General features: G+C 40.7%; 20 protein-coding genes. 12 read left to right on the top strand and 8 right to left on the bottom strand.

What is annotated here, in order from left to right; translation table 11 throughout:
• Positions 1-8 precede the first annotated feature (8 nt).
• Positions 9-716 carry a tRNA (adenine(22)-N(1))-methyltransferase gene (locus M3205_RS05515; protein ID WP_251168996.1) on the top strand — a complete coding sequence of 236 codons (708 nt, stop codon included), beginning with the start codon at positions 9-11 and terminating at the stop codon, positions 714-716.
• Positions 713-1,828 (top strand): Nif3-like dinuclear metal center hexameric protein, encoded by a 1,116-nt coding sequence (locus tag M3205_RS05510; RefSeq protein WP_251168995.1) that lies wholly within the window; start codon positions 713-715, stop codon positions 1,826-1,828. The genes M3205_RS05515 and M3205_RS05510 overlap by 4 nt, the downstream gene beginning before the upstream one ends.
• Positions 1,829-1,888: 60 nt before the next feature.
• Here the strand turns inward: M3205_RS05510 and M3205_RS05505 are convergent, their stop codons facing one another.
• Together M3205_RS05505 and M3205_RS05500 are read right to left on the bottom strand one after the other, a co-directional pair.
• Positions 1,889-2,839, bottom strand: a complete 951-nt coding sequence (locus M3205_RS05505) for a 4-hydroxy-3-methylbut-2-enyl diphosphate reductase (protein WP_251168994.1) — start codon at positions 2,837-2,839, stop codon at positions 1,889-1,891.
• A gap of 190 nt (positions 2,840-3,029) precedes the next feature.
• Positions 3,030-3,593, bottom strand: a complete 564-nt coding sequence (locus tag M3205_RS05500; RefSeq protein ID WP_251168993.1) for a YqfQ family protein — start codon at positions 3,591-3,593, stop codon at positions 3,030-3,032.
• Between the two features lie 319 nt (positions 3,594-3,912).
• Here M3205_RS05500 and M3205_RS05495 point away from each other — a divergent pair, with 319 nt between their 5' ends.
• Together M3205_RS05495 and M3205_RS05490 are read left to right on the top strand one after the other, a co-directional pair.
• Positions 3,913-5,223 (top strand): DEAD/DEAH box helicase, encoded by a 1,311-nt coding sequence (locus M3205_RS05495; protein WP_251168992.1) that lies wholly within the window; start codon positions 3,913-3,915, stop codon positions 5,221-5,223.
• A gap of 24 nt (positions 5,224-5,247) precedes the next feature.
• Complete coding sequence (locus M3205_RS05490) at positions 5,248-6,141, top strand: deoxyribonuclease IV (protein ID WP_251168991.1); 894 nt, start codon at positions 5,248-5,250, stop codon at positions 6,139-6,141.
• A gap of 68 nt (positions 6,142-6,209) precedes the next feature.
• Here M3205_RS05490 and M3205_RS05485 read toward each other — a convergent pair whose 3' ends face one another.
• On the bottom strand, positions 6,210-6,464 hold the full coding sequence (locus tag M3205_RS05485; protein ID WP_251168990.1) for a DUF2624 domain-containing protein: 255 nt from the start codon (positions 6,462-6,464) through the stop codon (positions 6,210-6,212).
• 158 nt (positions 6,465-6,622) lie between these two features.
• On the opposite strand from M3205_RS05485, the gene M3205_RS05480 reads away from it, so the two are divergent.
• The 3 genes from M3205_RS05480 to M3205_RS05470 all read left to right on the top strand — a co-directional run bounded on the left by M3205_RS05480 (position 6,623) and on the right by M3205_RS05470 (position 8,873).
• The gene (locus M3205_RS05480) at positions 6,623-7,417 is read left to right on the top strand and encodes a metal ABC transporter ATP-binding protein (protein ID WP_251168989.1); all 795 of its coding nucleotides are present in this window, start codon (positions 6,623-6,625) and stop codon (positions 7,415-7,417) included.
• On the top strand, positions 7,414-8,256 hold the full coding sequence (locus M3205_RS05475; protein WP_251168988.1) for a metal ABC transporter permease: 843 nt from the start codon (positions 7,414-7,416) through the stop codon (positions 8,254-8,256). Before M3205_RS05480 ends, M3205_RS05475 begins: the two co-directional genes overlap by 4 nt.
• Positions 8,257-8,462: 206 nt before the next feature.
• Positions 8,463-8,873: a Fur family transcriptional regulator gene (locus M3205_RS05470; protein ID WP_251168987.1), complete on the top strand. Its 411-nt coding sequence runs from the start codon at positions 8,463-8,465 to the stop codon at positions 8,871-8,873.
• 27 nt (positions 8,874-8,900) lie between these two features.
• On the opposite strand, the gene M3205_RS05465 is transcribed toward M3205_RS05470, so the two are convergent.
• On the bottom strand, positions 8,901-9,485 hold the full coding sequence (locus tag M3205_RS05465; protein ID WP_251168986.1) for a hypothetical protein: 585 nt from the start codon (positions 9,483-9,485) through the stop codon (positions 8,901-8,903).
• Between the two features lie 188 nt (positions 9,486-9,673).
• On the opposite strand from M3205_RS05465, the gene M3205_RS05460 reads away from it, so the two are divergent.
• Positions 9,674-10,027: a hypothetical protein gene (locus tag M3205_RS05460; RefSeq protein WP_251168985.1), complete on the top strand. Its 354-nt coding sequence runs from the start codon at positions 9,674-9,676 to the stop codon at positions 10,025-10,027.
• Between the two features lie 73 nt (positions 10,028-10,100).
• Here M3205_RS05460 and ispG read toward each other — a convergent pair whose 3' ends face one another.
• The 3 genes from ispG to M3205_RS05445 all read right to left on the bottom strand — a co-directional run bounded on the left by ispG (position 10,101) and on the right by M3205_RS05445 (position 12,571).
• Positions 10,101-11,213, bottom strand: a complete 1,113-nt coding sequence (gene ispG / locus M3205_RS05455) for a flavodoxin-dependent (E)-4-hydroxy-3-methylbut-2-enyl-diphosphate synthase (protein WP_251169059.1) — start codon at positions 11,211-11,213, stop codon at positions 10,101-10,103.
• Positions 11,214-11,330: 117 nt separating this feature from the next.
• The gene (locus M3205_RS05450; RefSeq protein WP_251168984.1) at positions 11,331-11,660 is read right to left on the bottom strand and encodes a hypothetical protein; all 330 of its coding nucleotides are present in this window, start codon (positions 11,658-11,660) and stop codon (positions 11,331-11,333) included.
• 140 nt (positions 11,661-11,800) lie between these two features.
• Complete coding sequence (locus M3205_RS05445) at positions 11,801-12,571, bottom strand: DUF1189 domain-containing protein (RefSeq protein ID WP_251168983.1); 771 nt, start codon at positions 12,569-12,571, stop codon at positions 11,801-11,803.
• 267 nt (positions 12,572-12,838) lie between these two features.
• Between M3205_RS05445 and M3205_RS05440 the strand changes: the two genes are divergently transcribed.
• The 4 genes from M3205_RS05440 (at position 12,839) to M3205_RS05425 (ending at position 17,241) form a co-directional block, all read left to right on the top strand.
• Positions 12,839-14,446 carry a Na/Pi cotransporter family protein gene (locus M3205_RS05440; protein WP_285886183.1) on the top strand — a complete coding sequence of 536 codons (1,608 nt, stop codon included), beginning with the start codon at positions 12,839-12,841 and terminating at the stop codon, positions 14,444-14,446.
• Between the two features lie 168 nt (positions 14,447-14,614).
• A complete protein-coding gene (locus M3205_RS05435; protein ID WP_251168981.1) occupies positions 14,615-15,097 on the top strand; it encodes a DUF456 domain-containing protein in 483 nt (160 codons plus the stop codon).
• A gap of 197 nt (positions 15,098-15,294) precedes the next feature.
• Positions 15,295-15,903, top strand: a complete 609-nt coding sequence (locus tag M3205_RS05430) for a superoxide dismutase (protein ID WP_095245680.1) — start codon at positions 15,295-15,297, stop codon at positions 15,901-15,903.
• A gap of 120 nt (positions 15,904-16,023) precedes the next feature.
• Entirely contained in the window at positions 16,024-17,241 is a 1,218-nt protein-coding gene (locus M3205_RS05425; RefSeq protein WP_251168980.1) for an MFS transporter, read from the top strand.
• A gap of 129 nt (positions 17,242-17,370) precedes the next feature.
• Here M3205_RS05425 and M3205_RS05420 read toward each other — a convergent pair.
• The coding region (locus M3205_RS05420; RefSeq protein ID WP_251168979.1) for a transposase at positions 17,371-17,789 on the bottom strand (419 nt) is incomplete at its 5' end.

Here is a 17,789-nt window from a genome sequence, read left to right as displayed (position 1 = left end):
GTGACAGAATGAATACTGAAAAATTATCAAATCGGCTTGAAGCTGTAACAAATTATATCCCCTCAGGCGCACGAGTAGCTGATATAGGCTCAGACCATGCATATTTGCCATGCTTTACAGTAAAGAAAGGGATTGTCTCTTTTGCTGTTGCTGGTGAAGTGGTGGAGGGTCCCTATCAATCCGCAAAAAAACAGGTAAAAATGGAAGGACTCGAAAATCAGATCTCAGTAAGAAAAGGAAACGGGCTTGAAGTGATTAGCCCAAATGAAGTTGACTGCATAACCATTGCAGGCATGGGAGGAGCTTTGATTGCGAGCATTCTTGAAGAGGGGAAGAGTAAGCTTGCTTCAGTAGAGAGGCTGATCCTCCAGCCGAATTTAAGTGCCATCTCGATTAGAAGCTGGCTGATTGAAAATGGCTGGGAGCTAATAGCCGAACAAATCCTTGAAGAAGACGGAAAGATCTATGAAGTTCTTGTAGCTGAAAAAGGAGAGCCATTAAAACCCTACAAGAATAAAGAACAGGGTTTACTGATGGGACCTTTTCTTATGGAGCAGAAATCAGCCGTTTTTCAAAACAAATGGCATGGTGAAAAGAAGAATTGGGAGAGGATCCTTTTGCAGCTTGAAAAAGCAGCATGTTCCAGTGAAACAGAGAAGAGAAAACAGGAATTAAAGCAGAAAATTAAAATGGCAGAGGAGGTATTGATGCAGTGAAAAAAACAAATGGACATGAGATAATCCAACTATTTGAACAGTTTTCCCCAAAAGGGTATGCGATGGAAGGAGACAAAATTGGCCTCCAGGTTGGGAGGCTTAACACTCCAGTTGAAAATGTCATGGTTGCTCTGGATGTTCTCGAAGATGTAGTTGATGAGGCGATTGCAAAGAATGTTCAATTGATCATAGCTCACCACCCCTTAATCTATAGACCCTTGCAAAAAATTCCCACTGATAGTCCATCAGGAAGAATTATTGAAAAGCTTATCAAACATGATATAGCTGTGTATGCAGCACATACAAATTTGGATATCGCCAAAGGCGGGGTTAATGATATGCTGGCTGATGCACTGAAGCTTTCCCATACGGAAGTCTTATATCCCACATATGAAACTGTATTGAAAAAGCTCGCTGTGTTTGTGCCTGAAGAAAATGCTGACTCTTTAAGACAGGCTCTTGGAAACGCAGGGGCTGGTTCAATCGGCAATTACAGTCATTGCTCTTTTACGTCTTCAGGAACAGGGATGTTTAAGCCTGGAAATGATGCAAATCCTCATATTGGCCAGCAGGGTGAGCTTGCGGCAGTTAGGGAAGTCTGTATTGAAACCATTTTTCCTGAACATATAGAAAAGAAAGTGCTTTCTGCTATGTTCAAAAACCACCCTTATGAAGAAGTTGCCTATGATATTTATAAGCTTCAAAACAAAGGTGAAGTTCTGGGCCTGGGTAAAATTGGAGTAATTGGCGAGATGACTTTGGGTGAATTTGCGGAGCATGTGAAACAAACACTTGAAGTGGAGAGAGTTCGTGTAGTGGGCGACCTTTCTTCAAAAGTAAAAAAAGTTGCTGTTCTTGGGGGAGATGGAAACAAGTACTTTATGTCAGCGAAGATGAAGGGTGCTGATGTATATGTGACGGGGGACATGTATTACCATGTGGCCCATGACGCTATGATGACGGGCTTGAATATTGTTGATCCCGGCCATAATGTGGAAAAGGTAATGAAAAAAGGAGTCACCCAAAGGTTAGCTCAGATGTGTACAGAAAAAGGATATAGCGTATCCATTTTTCCATCTGAAGTTCATACAGACCCCTTTAAATTTGTCTGAAAATCAAAAGAACCGGCTTCCCGCAGGGACCGGTTCTCTTTATATTCACTTCCATTTTTCTTATAACTTTGCTGGCCTCTTTACTTTCGGAAGTATTTTATTTAACGCCACTTTCTTCTCGCGTGACCAGGTGGACTCATCAGCCGGATCATATTGTTCAAGGAAAGTAATAACTTCCTTTGTAATCGGTGTCGGGGTTGAGGCTCCTGATGTAACGGCAACAGTTTTAGCATCTTTAATCCAATTTACATCCAGTTCAGTAATATCAGCAATACGGTAGGCTGTTGTCCCCGCAATTTCTTCTGATACTTGTGCAAGACGATTGGAGTTATTGCTCTTAGGATCACCTACAACGATCAATACATCGGCCTGGCCGGCTTGTTCTGCAACTGCTTCCTGGCGGACTTGGGTAGCCATGCAGATTTCTTTGTGGAACTCTGCGTGAGGGTATTTTTCCTTTATCTGATCCATTACATGGACAACATCCCACTGGCTCATTGTAGTCTGATTTGTCACAAGTATTTTTTCAGCCTGTATGTTAAGTTCATTTACATCCTCAACAGTCTGTACTAAATGAACTGCATGAGGAGCCACTCCAACTGCACCTTCAGGTTCCGGGTGGCCTTTTTTGCCAATGTAAATGATTTGAAAGCCTTCCTTTTCCTTTTCCCTGATAAGATCATGTGTCCTTGTTACATCAGGGCATGTTGCATCAAGCGTCACAAGGCCTTTTTGTTTCGCTGCTTCCCGCACTTCAGGTGATATGCCATGTGCTGTGAAAATGACAGTCCCTTTTTCGACTTTTTCCAGGATTTCTTTGCGGTCTTTGCCATCAAGTGTAACAATGCCTTCCTCTTCAAAAGCGTCTGTCACATGTTTGTTATGGACGATCATGCCCAAAATATAGATGGGTCTCGGCAAAGATGGATCAAGTGCAGCGTTCCTTGCAATAACCATTGCATCCACCACACCGTAACAATACCCCCGAGGAGAGATTTTTATGACGTTCATCGGTATATCCTCCCTAATTAAAAAGCTTATATATGAATTGAACTGAGTCCTGTATCTAAACGGAAAAACTCCATATTGCACCTCTATTATATAAGAATTGCACCTCTATTATATAAGAGATAAACCGATAATACAAAAGGAGCAATTTTTTTTACGGAAAAAGAAAAAGAATGCCCCGGCATCCTTTTCTTTAAATATATAATTTTGGTTTGGAAAGGCCTTCTGCTGATGATCGCCTGGCAGCCGGCTGTTCCATATCCTGGTCCTTTTTGATGTTTTTTGGCCTTGAATTCTGTTCCTTTTTTTCTGTATTGGCCTGAGGGGACTCCGCTTTAGCTTCTGAGACTGTCTCATCAGCTTCAGGTGCATCCTTTATGCCTCTATATAGCTTCCACATGGCAGGAAGGTTCCTGACCAGCGGTCCATACTGCTGAACCATGGGCCCAAACTGCTGTGCTGTATTTAAAACCTTTTGAGTGTTAGTTAAAAAGCCGTTTATGGAAGATGGGTTGCTTATTGCCTGAAGGATGCCTCCGCCTGCCTGTGAGCCACCTGCAGCTCTTGCAGCGCCCATTCCTGTTCCAGGCTGGGCATTTCCTTTTCCTAATATTTTGGAGAGCAATCCCCCTCCTCCTCGTTTCATTCCCGGAGGACCGCCCATCATTGGCCCCATGGGAGGTCTGCCCTGCATTGGGGTCATAAAAGGATGGGGATGCATCCCTCCGCGCATTGGGGGTCTTGATCCTGGCATCATATTCATTTGCCTCCTATCTCTGCATATTTCTGATTCTTAAATAAAAATTCATATTATAAAGTATGCGTTTATCCCATTTTGGTTTAGGCATTATACAGAAGAAACCGTTTTTATTTATTAAAATAGCCTAAAATGCTCATCATAAAAATATAAATGCCTGTTTGAGTGGTTATTTACAGGAAACTTTATTATAATAACAGGATGTAAGAAAAGCTCGGAACCAGCAAGTTGTCAGTTGATACTAGTAGATCTTACTCACTAATATATGTTTCGGATGAAGCCTGAAACAAGGCGAATCTGATAATTGAGGAGTTTTTATATGAACGAAACGAAATTTGACCGATTTAATTTAAAGCCATTTATTATAGAAGCGGTTAAAGATTTCGGCTTTTTTGAGCCGACAGAAATTCAGGAAAGAATGATCCCTGCCGTGCTGAAGGGTGAAAGCGCAATTGGACAATCACAGACAGGTACAGGAAAAACGCACTCATATGTGCTTCCTATTCTTCAAAAAGTTGACCCTTCCCGCCAGGAGGTTCAGGCTATTATTACAGCTCCAACCAGAGAGCTTGCCAATCAGATATATCATGAAATCCTTAAGGTTACAGAGCATTGCCCGGAGGGAGAAGAAATAACAGCACGCTGCTATATTGGCGGTACGGACAAGCAAAGAACCATTGAAAAGCTTAAAAAACAGCCTCATGTGGTTGTAGGCACACCAGGTAGAATCAATGACCTTGTCAAAGAACAGGCATTGTTTGTGCATACTGCCGAAATCCTTATTGTGGATGAAGCCGATTTAATGCTTGATATGGGGTTCATTGAAGATGTTGATCAGATTGCAGCAAGGATGCCGGAGAAGCTTCAGATGCTGGTCTTCTCAGCTACCATTCCAGAGAAGCTGAAGCCTTTCCTGAAAAAATACATGGAAAATCCTAAATATGTTCATGTGGAGCCTAAGCAGGCCACAGCAGCCAATATTGAGCACTGGCTTCTGCCATCCAAACACCGCAATAAAGTGGAGCTGGTCTACCAGGCACTGACTTCCTTAAACCCTTACTTGGCCATTGTTTTCACCAACACCAAGAAAAAGGCAGATGAAGTGGCAGATGGCTTAATCAGCAAAGGTCTGAAAGTCGGAAGAATCCACGGGGACCTTAACCCGCGTGAAAGAAAGAAAATGATGAAGCAGATTCTCGACCTTGAGTTTCAATATATTGTGGCTACAGACCTGGCTGCCCGGGGCATTGATATACAGGGAATCAGCCATGTGATTAACTATGAGCTTCCAACTGATCTTGATTTTTATATACATCGGGTTGGGAGGACCGCGCGTGCAGGTTTTTCCGGAATTGCTATAACAGTGTATGAGATTTCCAATGAGGATGCATTAAACAGGCTTGAAAAAATGGGAATCGAATTCAGACACAAAGATCTGCAAAAAGGTGAATGGAAGGACCTGGATAATCGCAACAAGCGGAAAACAAGACAGAAGCAAACAGATGACATTGATAAAAAAGCCGCTTCATTGGTGAAAAAGCCGAAAAATGTAAAACCAGGCTACAAAAAGAAAATGAAATGGGAAATGGACAAAATAAAAAAACGCGAAAGAAGAATTAAGCGTAAATAAAGAATCAAAGGGAGAGGTATTGTCATGCTGAAAATTGGATCACATGTTTCCATGAGCGGGAAAAAAATGCTTTTAGCAGCAAGTGAAGAAGCTGTTTCATATGGCTCCAATACATTTATGATTTATACAGGAGCTCCGCAAAACACAAGAAGAAAAAAAATCGAAGATCTGAACATTGAAGCCGGACTGAAGCATATGGCAGAGAACGGGATTGCTGATATTGTTGTACATGCTCCATATATTATCAATATCGGGAATACTACAAACCCTTCTACATTTGAATTAGGCGTTAATTTTCTTCGCTCTGAAATCGACCGCACCGAAGCGATTGGGGCTAAGCAGATCGTTCTGCATCCTGGCGCACATGTTGGAGCAGGGTCAGAGGCCGGTATCAAAAAAATTATTGAAGGTTTAAATGAAGTCTTAAACGGCGAAGAAAATGTACAGATCGCACTTGAGACCATGGCCGGAAAAGGGTCAGAGTGCGGGAGATCCTTTGAAGAGCTGGCTATGATTATAGAGGGAGTCAATTATAACAACCACTTATCAGTATGTTTTGATACTTGCCATACACATGATGCAGGATATGATATTGTAAATGATTTTGACGGGGTATTGGAAGAATTCGATAAGGTTGTGGGACTTGACCGTCTGAAAGTTCTCCATATAAATGACAGCAAGAATGAGCGCGGTATGCGTAAAGACCGTCATGCAAATATCGGATTCGGCCACATCGGCTTCAGCGCATTAAATTATATTGTACATCATCCTCAATTGAAGGATATTCCTAAAATTCTGGAGACTCCTTATGTGGGAGAAGATAAAAATAATAAAAGAGCCCCATATAAGCATGAAATTGATATGCTGCGCAGTCAGGAATTCAATGAAAGCTTATTAGAAGCTATTGCGTCTGTATAAAATAGTAAAAAGCTGTGCCTGAGCTGCACAGCTTTTTGCTTGAAAAAATAAGTATCATGAGCAAAGTTCTATTTTGTAAATTGCAAAAAAAGCCTATTTACTTCCCTTGCAGTTTCCGGGCCGGCAATCCTGGCAATATCCTTTATGAGTTTTGTCCTTTCACGGTCATCAAAGATGTTGACCTGCTTGCCTCTTAAATGATCTGCAATTTTCTCAGCCTGTGCCTTTGTAATCTGGATGTTGAACTGCTCTCCATATTTTAATAATTCATCTGCTGTAATATTGCTTAATTTGTGATTAATGATGTTTTCGAATATTTTCATTTTCATCACTCCTCCTCAGTACTTTATGAGTGGAGAATGTGAATAGTGACAATATGTTTTAAGATTTATGATAAAAACATGTACCTTTACTTTAATTGCGGGTTCCTGTATACTGTGTTAGTAAATCGTAATGATTCTTAATATGTAAGGTGATAAAAATGGCACAGCCAATAATTGAAATAGCTCATGTTTCTTTTAGATATGAGAAAGAGATTGTTCTTGAGGATATAAATTTGACTATTAATTCAGGAGATTTTCTCGGAATTGTAGGTCCCAATGGGTCGGGCAAATCAACCCTTTTAAAGCTTATTCTGAATTTGCTTAAAGTGCAGAAGGGGAGTGTCAAACTGTTCGGCCAGGAGATTAGCCGATTTAAGGATTGGCAGAATATTGGATTTGTTTCTCAGAAGGCAAATTCATTTAATACAGGTTTCCCGGCAACAGTCTTTGAAGTCGTTTCAAGCGGCCTTACAAAGAAGCTGGGGCTTTTTAAATTTATGGGCAAGACCGATCAGGCAAAAGTTATGCGTGCGATTGAATCTGTTGGCATGCATGAGTATGCAGGACGTAATATTGGCGAGCTTTCAGGCGGGCAGCAGCAGCGGGTTTTCATCGCCAGGGCATTGGTAAGCGACCCGAAATTATTAATATTAGATGAACCTACAGTTGGTGTGGATGTGAAAAATGTTCAGTCCTTTTATGAAATGCTGGATGATTTAAATAAGGAGCTGGGCATTACTTTATTGCTTGTTACGCATGATATTGGGACAATTTCTGATAAAGTCACTCATGTGGCTTGCCTGAATAAAAGTTTGCATTTCCATGGAAATACAGCAGAATTCGAAAGCTTGAATATAAATGAAATGTCGGAAATCTATGGACATGATGTGCATGTCCTGACACATAATCATGATCACCATCACCACCACCACGATAAAGGAGCAGGCAGATGATTTCGGGAATCCTTCAATATGAATTTTTACAAAATGCTTTTTTTACTGGAATGATCATCGGGATTATTGCTCCTCTTCTTGGTGTGTTTATAGTTGTGAGAAGGCTATCTTTAATTGCCGATGCTTTAAGCCATGTCACACTTGCAGGGATCGCTGCAAGCCTGCTTCTTGAAAAGAAGTTTGTCGGTCTTAGCGGTTTGAATCCTTTGTATATGGGGATGGCTTTTTCGGTAGCTGGATCGCTGTTTATTGAAAAACTGAGAGCTGTTTATAAGCACTATCAGGAGCTGGCTATTCCCATTATTCTATCGGGCGGTATTGGACTTGGTGTCATATTCATTTCACTTGCTGACGGATTTAATACAGATTTATTCAGTTATCTGTTTGGCAGTGTCAGTGCAGTCAGCCGGCTTGATTTATGGACTATCTTAATTATCAGCGTGCTTGTCATTGCACTTGTAGTCCTGCTCTATAAAGAGTTGTTCTTGCTGTCATTTGATGAAGAGCATGCCAAGGCATCCGGAATTGCTGCCAAAAGTGTCCACTTTATATTTATTGTGATGGTGGCCCTTGTTATAGCTGCATCCATGAGGATAGTGGGGATTTTATTAGTTTCTTCCCTTATGACATTGCCGGTTGCTGCGAGCATCAGAATTGCAAAGGGGTTCAAGCAGACCATTTTCCTGTCTATGCTTTTTGGTGAAATATCCGTTTTAGGCGGATTGACTATTTCCTATTATATTGATTTGGCGCCGGGCGGAACTATCGTCATGATTGCCGTATTAATACTGATTGTAACAATATTGCTGAAAAAAATTGCGGGCATGAGGCCGGCATAAAGTGAAACTTCAATCAGTGGGAGGGTTCCTTATCCCCCACTGATTGTTAGTTGAACCAATCGGCTTTTACGAGTAGTAAGCCCCCCCCGCTTATCCTCCTTTGGTTCCTCTGAGTCTTGAAGTGGGGGTCTTACTGTCCGTTAGCCTGCGATAAATGTAGTTACTTCTATCCTGAATGATTTAAGAGCAAAAAAGAGGTGGAAAGAATGAATGTTGATGAAGCCATGCAGCTTTTAAAGGATAAAGGCTATAAGCATACGGGGAAAAGGGAAGAGATGCTTCAGCTGTTTGCCGACAGTAATAAATATATAACGGCTAAAGAGGTTCTCGAAAAAATGAAAGATAATTACCCTGGACTTAGTTTTGATACCATTTACAGAAATTTATCGTTATTTGTGGAACTGGGTATTTTTGAAATGACAGAGCTGTCAGGCGAAAAACACTTCCGCTTTACGTGCTCTCATGATCATCATCATCATCATTTTATTTGCCTGGATTGCGGAAAGACGAAAGAAATTGAAGTTTGTCCTATGAAACAAGTGCAGGAAAATCTAAAGGGATATGATGTATCAGGACATAAGTTTGAAATATATGGGAAATGCCCGGAGTGTTTTTAATACTGGAACAAACAAAGAAGCATGGAGCTATTTCTCCATGCTTCTTTGTTGCAGCAGCCATTCTTCTGTCCATGCGTTGGCTTCCTTCCAGTTTTTAACTCTAATAACGCCATTGGGAAGGGGGTCCTGATTATAAGGCGTATCAAATAAAATGACAGGAATTCCGCAAGCCTCATGGATCATGACCGCGTTATCATGCTTGTCTTCAAAAAAGATATCCACCTCATACTTTTTGGCAGCTTCAATTTTATCATGGTTTCCAATTAGTTCGATATGATCAAACTCCAAAGCGTTCTCTAAAAACCATTCCTCTGTGACTTGCTGCAGGTGAGAACCCCTGGCACTTATAAAATACAATTCATGCTCCCGTTTCCATTTGGTCAGAACGTCTTTCGCGCCTTTCGCCAGGGGGGATTCTTTGTAGATAATGGGCTCATTTTCATAAAACCAATGTGCAAATTGTTCTTCTGAGATTGTCACTAAAGGTGTTAAATCATATTGCTTAATATCATTTAAAGTAATATTTAAATTAAATGCTTCATTTAAATACGGAACCATGGCTTCAGGGCTTGTAACGGTTCCATCTATATCGATGCCAAAGCGCTTCTTCATTTTAATAATCTCCTTTAATGGATATATCCCTTATCTTAACAAAAGTCATGGCCTTTCAAAAGAGTGCTGATGGCCAGATTTGACAGTTAAACATTTACATCTTTAAAAAGTCTTTTATCGCAAACACTATAAATGCTCCATTAAGTAATAACTCTTTAGGAACTCCGCAAAGAAAGAGAGGGATTATTATGGCAGACCAAGATCGCACCAATGAAGAATATGACCTCCGATACAGTGAGCGAATTGGTGAAGCAGATTATTCAGAGGAAGCCTCTGCAGAAATAGCAGCGCCAGGTGTCTACAATAGATCATTGGACAGGGATGATGAGACTGAAACCGCTGCAGAAGGCAGAGGAGTCGGTTATGCAGCCCTGGCACTTTCCATATTATCTTTGTTTGTGCTGCCGGTTCTTTTTGGAGCAACTGGAATTGTCCTTGGTTTCATCGCAAGGAGAAGGGGTTCAGAAAGCCTTGGAGGCTGGGCGATTGCTATAGGAGCGATTTCCATTATTGTCGGTATGTTTATACTGCCGTTTTTTTAGAAAATAAGAAAAAGCCTGGTTTCCAAATTTAATTTGGTTCCAGGCTTTTCTGTTTAATTTATTGTGGTTTTTTCTATGGATGCAGGCTTTCAGCATGTGCTTTTTCTTCTTCCTGTTTTGCAAAATATTCTTCAGCGATTTTGTCGATTTCGATCTTTAGTTCCTCGACCATCGTTTCTTCCGGAACCTTCCTTACAATCTGGCCTTTGCGGAACAGAAGGCCTTCTCCGCGGGCACCGGCAATGCCGATATCAGCTTCCCTGGCTTCACCAGGTCCGTTAACCGCACAGCCCAATACAGCAACCTTAATGGGCGCTTTAATTTTTTGAATATATTCTTCCACTTCATTAGCAATGCTGATTAAATCAATCTCAATCCGTCCGCATGTTGGACAGGAGATCAGTGTGGCAGCATTGGAGGATAAGCCAAACACTTTAAGAAGTTCCCGGGCAACCTTGACTTCTTCAACCGGGTCTGCGCTCAATGAAATTCTTAATGTATTTCCAATGCCTTTGCTTAAGATTGCCCCGAGTCCGGCGGCGCTTTTCACAGTACCGGCAAAAAGTGTGCCTGATTCTGTTATACCTAAATGAAGAGGGTAATCAAAAGCTTGTGAAGCTTTCTCATATGCTTCAATGGCCAAGTTCACATCTGAAGCCTTCATAGAAACGATGATGTCATAGAAATCAAGGTCTTCTAAGATTTTGATATGATGAAGGGCGCTTTCAACCATGCCATCTGCTGTAGGGTATCCGTATTTTTCAAGAATTCTTTTCTCAAGTGAACCGGCATTTACCCCAATCCGGATAGGTATCCCTTTTGCTTTGGCTGCCTTGACGACTGCTTCCACCTTTTCTCGTTTGCCGATATTGCCAGGGTTTATGCGGATTTTATCTGCTCCGCCCTCGATAGCCTTTAGGGCCAGCTTGTAATCAAAGTGGATATCAACAACAAGCGGTATATTAATTTGTCTTTTTATATCTGCTATGGCATTTGCAGCTCTTTCATCAGGGCAAGCAACACGTACAATCTGACAGCCAGATTCTTCCAGCCTTTTAATTTCGGCTACAGTTGCTTCAACATCATGTGTTTTTGTTGTGGTCATACTCTGGATGAACAGCTCATTGCTTCCGCCAATTGTTAAAGGCCCAACTTTGACAGGCCTTGTTTTCGTGCGATGTATAATTTCACTCAATGGAGATTCGCTCCTTTTTATCTATTCATATAACAGCTGAATAGTACGCTGTTAGAGAAGGTCCATTCTATTGTATCAATGAACCGCTGATGTTGACAAGAATGATGATTAGTTGTCTTGACTATATTTTGGGAATTTATAGGTTTCACCTGATTTTATTTCTTCTGGCTTCATTCCATTGTTCAATTCCGAGAAGTCAGATACAACCTGGTCTATGCCAACAGGAATTGGCCCATCAAGGTTTAGTTCAATTATGGAAAGAACTGTCTCTCCCGGATTGGCTTTTTTCTCAAAAAAGCCAGTTGCTGTTTCTGCAGATGGAATTGTGCTGGCCTCTATAGGCGGGTTTTGCCCAGATGGGAGTGTACCATGATTCAGGTCATAAAAGATTACGTAAACTACAAGGACTGAAAGCAATACTCCCGCAATTTTCTTCATATCGGACAAACCTCCTGCAAATAGCATGTTTACCCAATATCTATGCTTGTCCTATTGTGCTTAGACCACTCATTTTATTATTCTGCAGACACAAGAGATTTATTTTAAGCCCAAATAAAAAAACGTGCAGTGTGCACGTTTTATTTGGGGTTATGAGCAGGAACTTCCTTAATTGCCAGCAGAAGGATAATAAGGGAAACAAGCCAGTTAATAATAGCCCCGTTTTGCACGGTGGTTTGCAGGGCTGACATAATAGCAAAGAATATGGTCGGCAAAGTAATGCTGTAGGCAGACATACGCCATAACTGACGGTATTCCAATTTTTTCGAAAGAGTTTTTTTAATTAGAAGGCCTGCCAGTGCCAGCAGGGATATCTCAATAAATCGAATGCCCGCTGCAAAAATGTAAATGACAATCCCTATTAAGGGAATAATAATCGGCATAAGTGATTCTGCAGAAGCAAGGAACTCGGAAAGATCACTTTTGGAAATTGTGCCGCCCGACAGCATCGAGTAAGGATATGTCTGTTCCTGTCCTTCTGCACGTATATAGATTTCATTTGTTAATAAAGCAATCGTATTACCGCTTTCGGTTAGAACTGAAGGGTCAACTGCACCTGTTGAATCAACAATGATTGTAAAGTCGTTCCTGCTGATGGTGAGGGGGGCTTTTTCATCTGTGTGAAGCTGTCCATCTATTATTTCAAACTGGGGTAATTGATTGTCAATGGTTTCATCAATGGCCTTTATTGCATTAATGATTCCTGTCCCGGAATAATATACTGTCGGCAAAACTGACAGAAGGGTAAGGAAAAAAACATACAAAATAGTCTTGCCTATTCCCTGTTGACGAAATAAAGATATATCTTTAGGAGAAAATAAGCTCTTATAAAACTGAACAAAAATATTCATTTGCACACATCCTTTTTGAGATTCACATTCTTATTTTAGCCAAATACCAAGATGTTACAAGTGGTACACTTTATTAGTATAAAAGCAATAGATTTTGCTGATTGTAACGAGACTGTAATATTAGTGGGGAATGTTAAGGTATTGTAAATTCGGCTCTTATTATATTTACTTTTTGCATGAGTATCATTAATAATTGTATGGGGTTTGATGAAACATGTCGAATAAAATACTAGGGGTTGAATAATTGTGGAACTTAATGTTCAGCAAATGCTTTTCGAATTTCTTGGAGGGCTTGGTATCTTTCTTTATGGAATCAAGTTCATGGGTGATGGGCTCCAAAAATCAGCCGGGGATCGGTTGAGGGATTTACTAGATCGTTTTACTACAAATCCAATCATGGGTGTTTTTGCTGGGATGCTCGTAACGATGCTGATTCAAAGCAGTTCAGCAACCACAGTTATTACTGTAGGATTGGTATCAGCAGGATTCATGACGCTGCGCCAGGCAATCGGGGTAATTATGGGGGCAAATATAGGGACCACTATTACTGCCTTCATCATTGGAATAAATGTTGGTGAATACGCTTTGCCAATCATTGCAGTGGGATCTGTATTATTATTTTTCTTTAAAAAACAGAAAATCAACAATATTGGGCAAATTGTTTTTGGCTTTGGTGCATTATTCTATGGGCTGGAATTAATGAGTGGAGGAATGAAACCTCTTCGTACATTGGAATCCTTCCATGACTTGACCGTCAGCATGAGTTCGAATCCAGTTCTGGGTGTTGTTGTAGGAACAGTATTTACTTTAATCGTTCAGAGCTCGAGTGCAACAATCGGTATTCTTCAGGGCCTGTTTTCTGAAGAACTGATCAATCTGGATGCTGCACTGCCGGTTCTGTTTGGAGATAATATTGGTACAACCATTACAGCTGTTTTAGCTGCTATTGGAGCGTCTGTTGCTGCAAGAAGAGCTGCCGCTGTACATGTACTGTTTAATTTAATCGGTACAACTATTTTCTTGATTTTATTACAGCCATTTACAATCCTGGTTGAAACACTTCAGGATAAAGTGGGTCTGAATCCTGAAATGACAATTGCTTTTGCACATGGAATTTTTAATACATCTAATACTATTATTCAGCTTCCATTTGTAGCTGTCCTGGCATGGATTGTGACAAAGCTTATTCCGGGTGAAGATGCGGTTACAGATTATAAAGCAAAGCATTTGGATCCTATGTTTATTGAACAGTCCCCATCGATTGCACTTGGACAGGCAAAAGAAGAAGTCCTCCGAATGGGAGCATTCTCTGTACGCGGACTTGAAGAAACGGTTCAGTATTTAAAAACAGGCAATCAAAAACATTCTGATACCGCATATCAATTAGAAGATGCGATCAATAACCTTGACCGTAAAATTACAGATTATTTGATCAAGCTCTCTACAAGTTCACTTTCAGCACATGAATCTGCCGAGCACACAATGCTGATGGATACGGTAAGAGATATTGAGCGTATCGGTGATCATTTCGAAAATGTAATAGAGCTTATTGATTATAAACAGGCAAATAAAGTGTCCATTACTGATTCAGCCATGGCCGATCTGGAACAAATGTTCAAATTAACCATTTCCACCGTGAAAGAAGCCATGCAGGCACTTGATCATAATGATAAAATTGCTGCAGAACATGTTGTAAAAAAAGAAGAAGAGATTGACAAGATGGAAAGAAAGCTCCGCAAACAGCACATCCTTCGATTGAATGAAGGAACTTGCACTGGACAGGCCGGCATTGTGTATGTTGACATTGTCAGCAACCTGGAGCGTATGGGTGATCACGCTGTGAATATTGCCGAGGCTGTTTTAGGGGAAGAATAAGTGGTAAAATAAGCAAGGGAATTCCCTTGCTTATTTTATCGAGGTCTAACGGGCTGCAAGACCCCCGTTACAAGACTCAGAGAAATCCAGGAGGATAAACGGGGAAAACTGCCCGTTGGGGATAAGGAACACCCCCCACTGATTTATTTTAATAAAGAGGTGCTGATATTGGAGATAGTTTATTGGACACTGATTATTCTGTTGTTTATTATTGCTTTTGCGGGTCTGGTTTTTCCAATTATACCAAGTGTGCTGTTTTTGCTGGGCGGTTTTATCCTTTATGGATTTCTATTTTCTTTTGAACCGTTTAACTGGCTATTTTGGACGATTCAAGGGCTGTTTGTTCTTCTGCTGTTTGGAGCTGATTACGTAGCCAATATGATTGGCGTGAAAAAATATGGCGGTTCTAAAGCTGGTGTATGGGGAAGTACAATTGGCCTTTTAGCTGGCCCATTTGTCATACCTGTACTAGGAATCCTGATTGGCCCATTTCTCGGAGCGGTTATTGCTGAACTTGCAGTTAATAGGACAAACTTTAATGATGCCTTAAAGATTGGATTTGGATCTGTAATCGGATTTGTCAGCAGTGCTGCAGCAAAAGCGGTAATCCAGGGTGTTATGATTATTTATTTTCTTTTTGTGGTTCTATAAATAAGCAAGCTTCTGCGGATTAAAAAGTCCTAATTTGGATAATGTATATATGTAGCAAAGCATTTTGTTTGAAACAAAAATCCAACTTTGGTAATCTTAATCTAAAGACCTTAGAAACATTTTAAAATCTGAATTTTATAAATGATTGAATTGTTTCAGGGGCTGACCAAAACAGATACATAGGGAGGAATTTTATTATGGCATTCGAATTACCGCAATTACCTTACGCCTACGATGCATTGGAGCCAAACATCGACAAAGAAACGATGAATATCCACCATACGAAGCATCACAATACTTATGTAACAAACCTTAACAACGCTTTAGAAGGAAACGAAGAGCTTCTTTCTAAAACTGTTGAAGAAGTGGTATCCAACCTGGATGCTGTTCCTGAAGCTGCCCGTACTGCTGTACGCAACAACGGTGGCGGTCATGCAAACCATTCTCTTTTCTGGCAGATCATTTCTCCAAATGGAGGAGGAGAGCCAACAGGTGAATTAGCAGATGCCATCAGCAGTAAATTCGGAAGCTATGACAGCTTTAAAGAAGAGTTCGCTAAGGCAGCTACAACTCGCTTTGGTTCAGGCTGGGCTTGGCTTGTAGTAAACAATGGTGAACTTGAAGTAACAAGCACACCTAATCAGGATTCACCATTAATGGAAGGTAAGACTCCAATCCTTGGTCTTGACGTTTGGGAGCATGCTTACTACTTAAAATACCAAAACCGTCGTCCAGAATACATCAATTCTTTCTGGAATGTTGTTAACTGGGACGAGGTAACTAAGCGTTACAGCGCTGCAAAATAATAAAACAAACAGCACGGCAGATTATATCTGCCGTGTTTTTCTTGTGCAAATTTCTAAATTATTGCATAACCGCACTGGCTTTGTAGGAGACTACCCTTAGAACCAAAGGGGAGTTTTTTTATGAGCAAATTTAAAAAACTGATCGGTGATGTCGATTTAACAAAAGATTTAACATTGCTATTATTTATTGGCGGACTCTATTCTTTGAGTGCTGCCCTTTCAAACACGTTTGTTAATATCTATCTCTGGAAGCAGTCTGGTGAGTTCAGTGATCTGGCTTTGTATAACCTGGCCATTGTTGTTCTGCAGCCTTTGACTTTTATTTTGGCGGGGAGATGGGCGAAGAAGATTGATCGTGTCATTGTACTGAGAATCGGTGTGATTTTTTTAGCCCTTTTTTATCTGACCGTACTGTTTATAGGAACAAATGCCTCGAATTTCTTATTGCTTCTTGGGGCTCTGTTGGGAGTAGGGTACGGGTTCTACTGGCTTGCTTTCAATGTACTCACTTTTGAAATAACTGAGCCGGAGAATCGGGATTTCTTTAATGGCTTCCTTGGAATACTAACATCCGTTGGGGGTATGATTGGACCAATAGCAGCGGGTTTCATTATTTCAAGGATGGAAAAGTTCACCGGTTATTCCGTTATTTTCGGAATCTCCCTGACTCTTTTTTCAATAGCAGTTTTTTTAAGCTTTTTTCTTAAAAGGCGGCCGGCCGATGGAAGGTATTTATTTGGAAGGATCCTTGCAGAACGAAAAAACAGCCTGAATTGGCGCATGATTACCAATGCCCACTTTTTTCAGGGGCTCAGAGAAGGAACCTTTATTTTTGTCATATCAGTTTATGTATTTATTTCAACTGGCAGTGAACTGGCTCTTGGTACATACGGTTTGGTCAACTCAAGTATATCTTTTTTAGGGTATTATCTTGTGTCAAGACTTTTAAAAAAGGAGTATCGGAAAAGAGCCATACTGATCGGCGGATTGGTACTGTATGTATCCATATTTTTTATCGTTTCTGATGTCACCTATCCAAAACTGCTGATGTATGCTGCTGCGATTGCTGTAGCTTATCCTCTCCTGCTTGTGCCTTATATCTCATTAACCTATGATGTCATTGGAAGAGGATGGAAGGCTGCCGAGATGAGAATTGAGTATATTGTCGTCAGGGAAATCTTTTTAAATGCGGGCCGTATAGTATCGATTTTAGGTTTTTTAGCTGCGGTAACTTTTTTTCAGGAGGAAAAAAGCATCCCAATTCTTCTCCTGATAATAGGAGCCGGACATTCCGTCATTTATTTTTTTATCAGAAAAATTCATTTTCAGTCTGCATGAGAGAGGATATCCTCTCTCTCAGTTTGTAGACAAAAGGGGTTCGGAATAGTCTCATTCCGGACCTCTTTTTTGAATTTTATTGGCTTTGAAGCATTTTCAGATGATGATAGACCTCTCCGAGGTCATCTTCTAGGCCATTTCTGGACCTTGCCAAGTCCAGTTGGCCATTTTTTTCAAATTCATGGCAGCGAAAGTAAGCATCGCCTGCATGGACAATTTTTTAAGTCCCCTTAGGGTTGTCCAACGCATGCCATGCTTTTCTTTTGCATCTGCAAATACACGTTCAATTGTTTCTTTGCGCTTCTCATAGATCGGTTTGACGTCTTGATGGTGACGAAGGTGATCTGCCTCTTCCACATGTTCCTCCCACACATGACGTTGAATTAGTTTTTGGTGCGCTTGACTCTGTGTGCATTGAGGCAAGAATGGGCATCCAGCACAAATTCGCGGATCTGATTTATATTGACGATACCCTTCCTTGGTAGTCGTAGTATATTTTAAAATCTCACCAGCTGGGCAAATGTAACAGTCAAAGTGCTCATCATAAA

This window comes from Cytobacillus firmus, assembly GCF_023715565.1.
GTDB classification, from domain to species: domain Bacteria; phylum Bacillota; class Bacilli; order Bacillales; family Cytobacillaceae; genus Cytobacillus; species Cytobacillus firmus_C.
The sequence above is the reverse complement of the archived record's forward strand: the minus strand, read 5'-3'. Positions and strand labels throughout refer to the sequence as shown.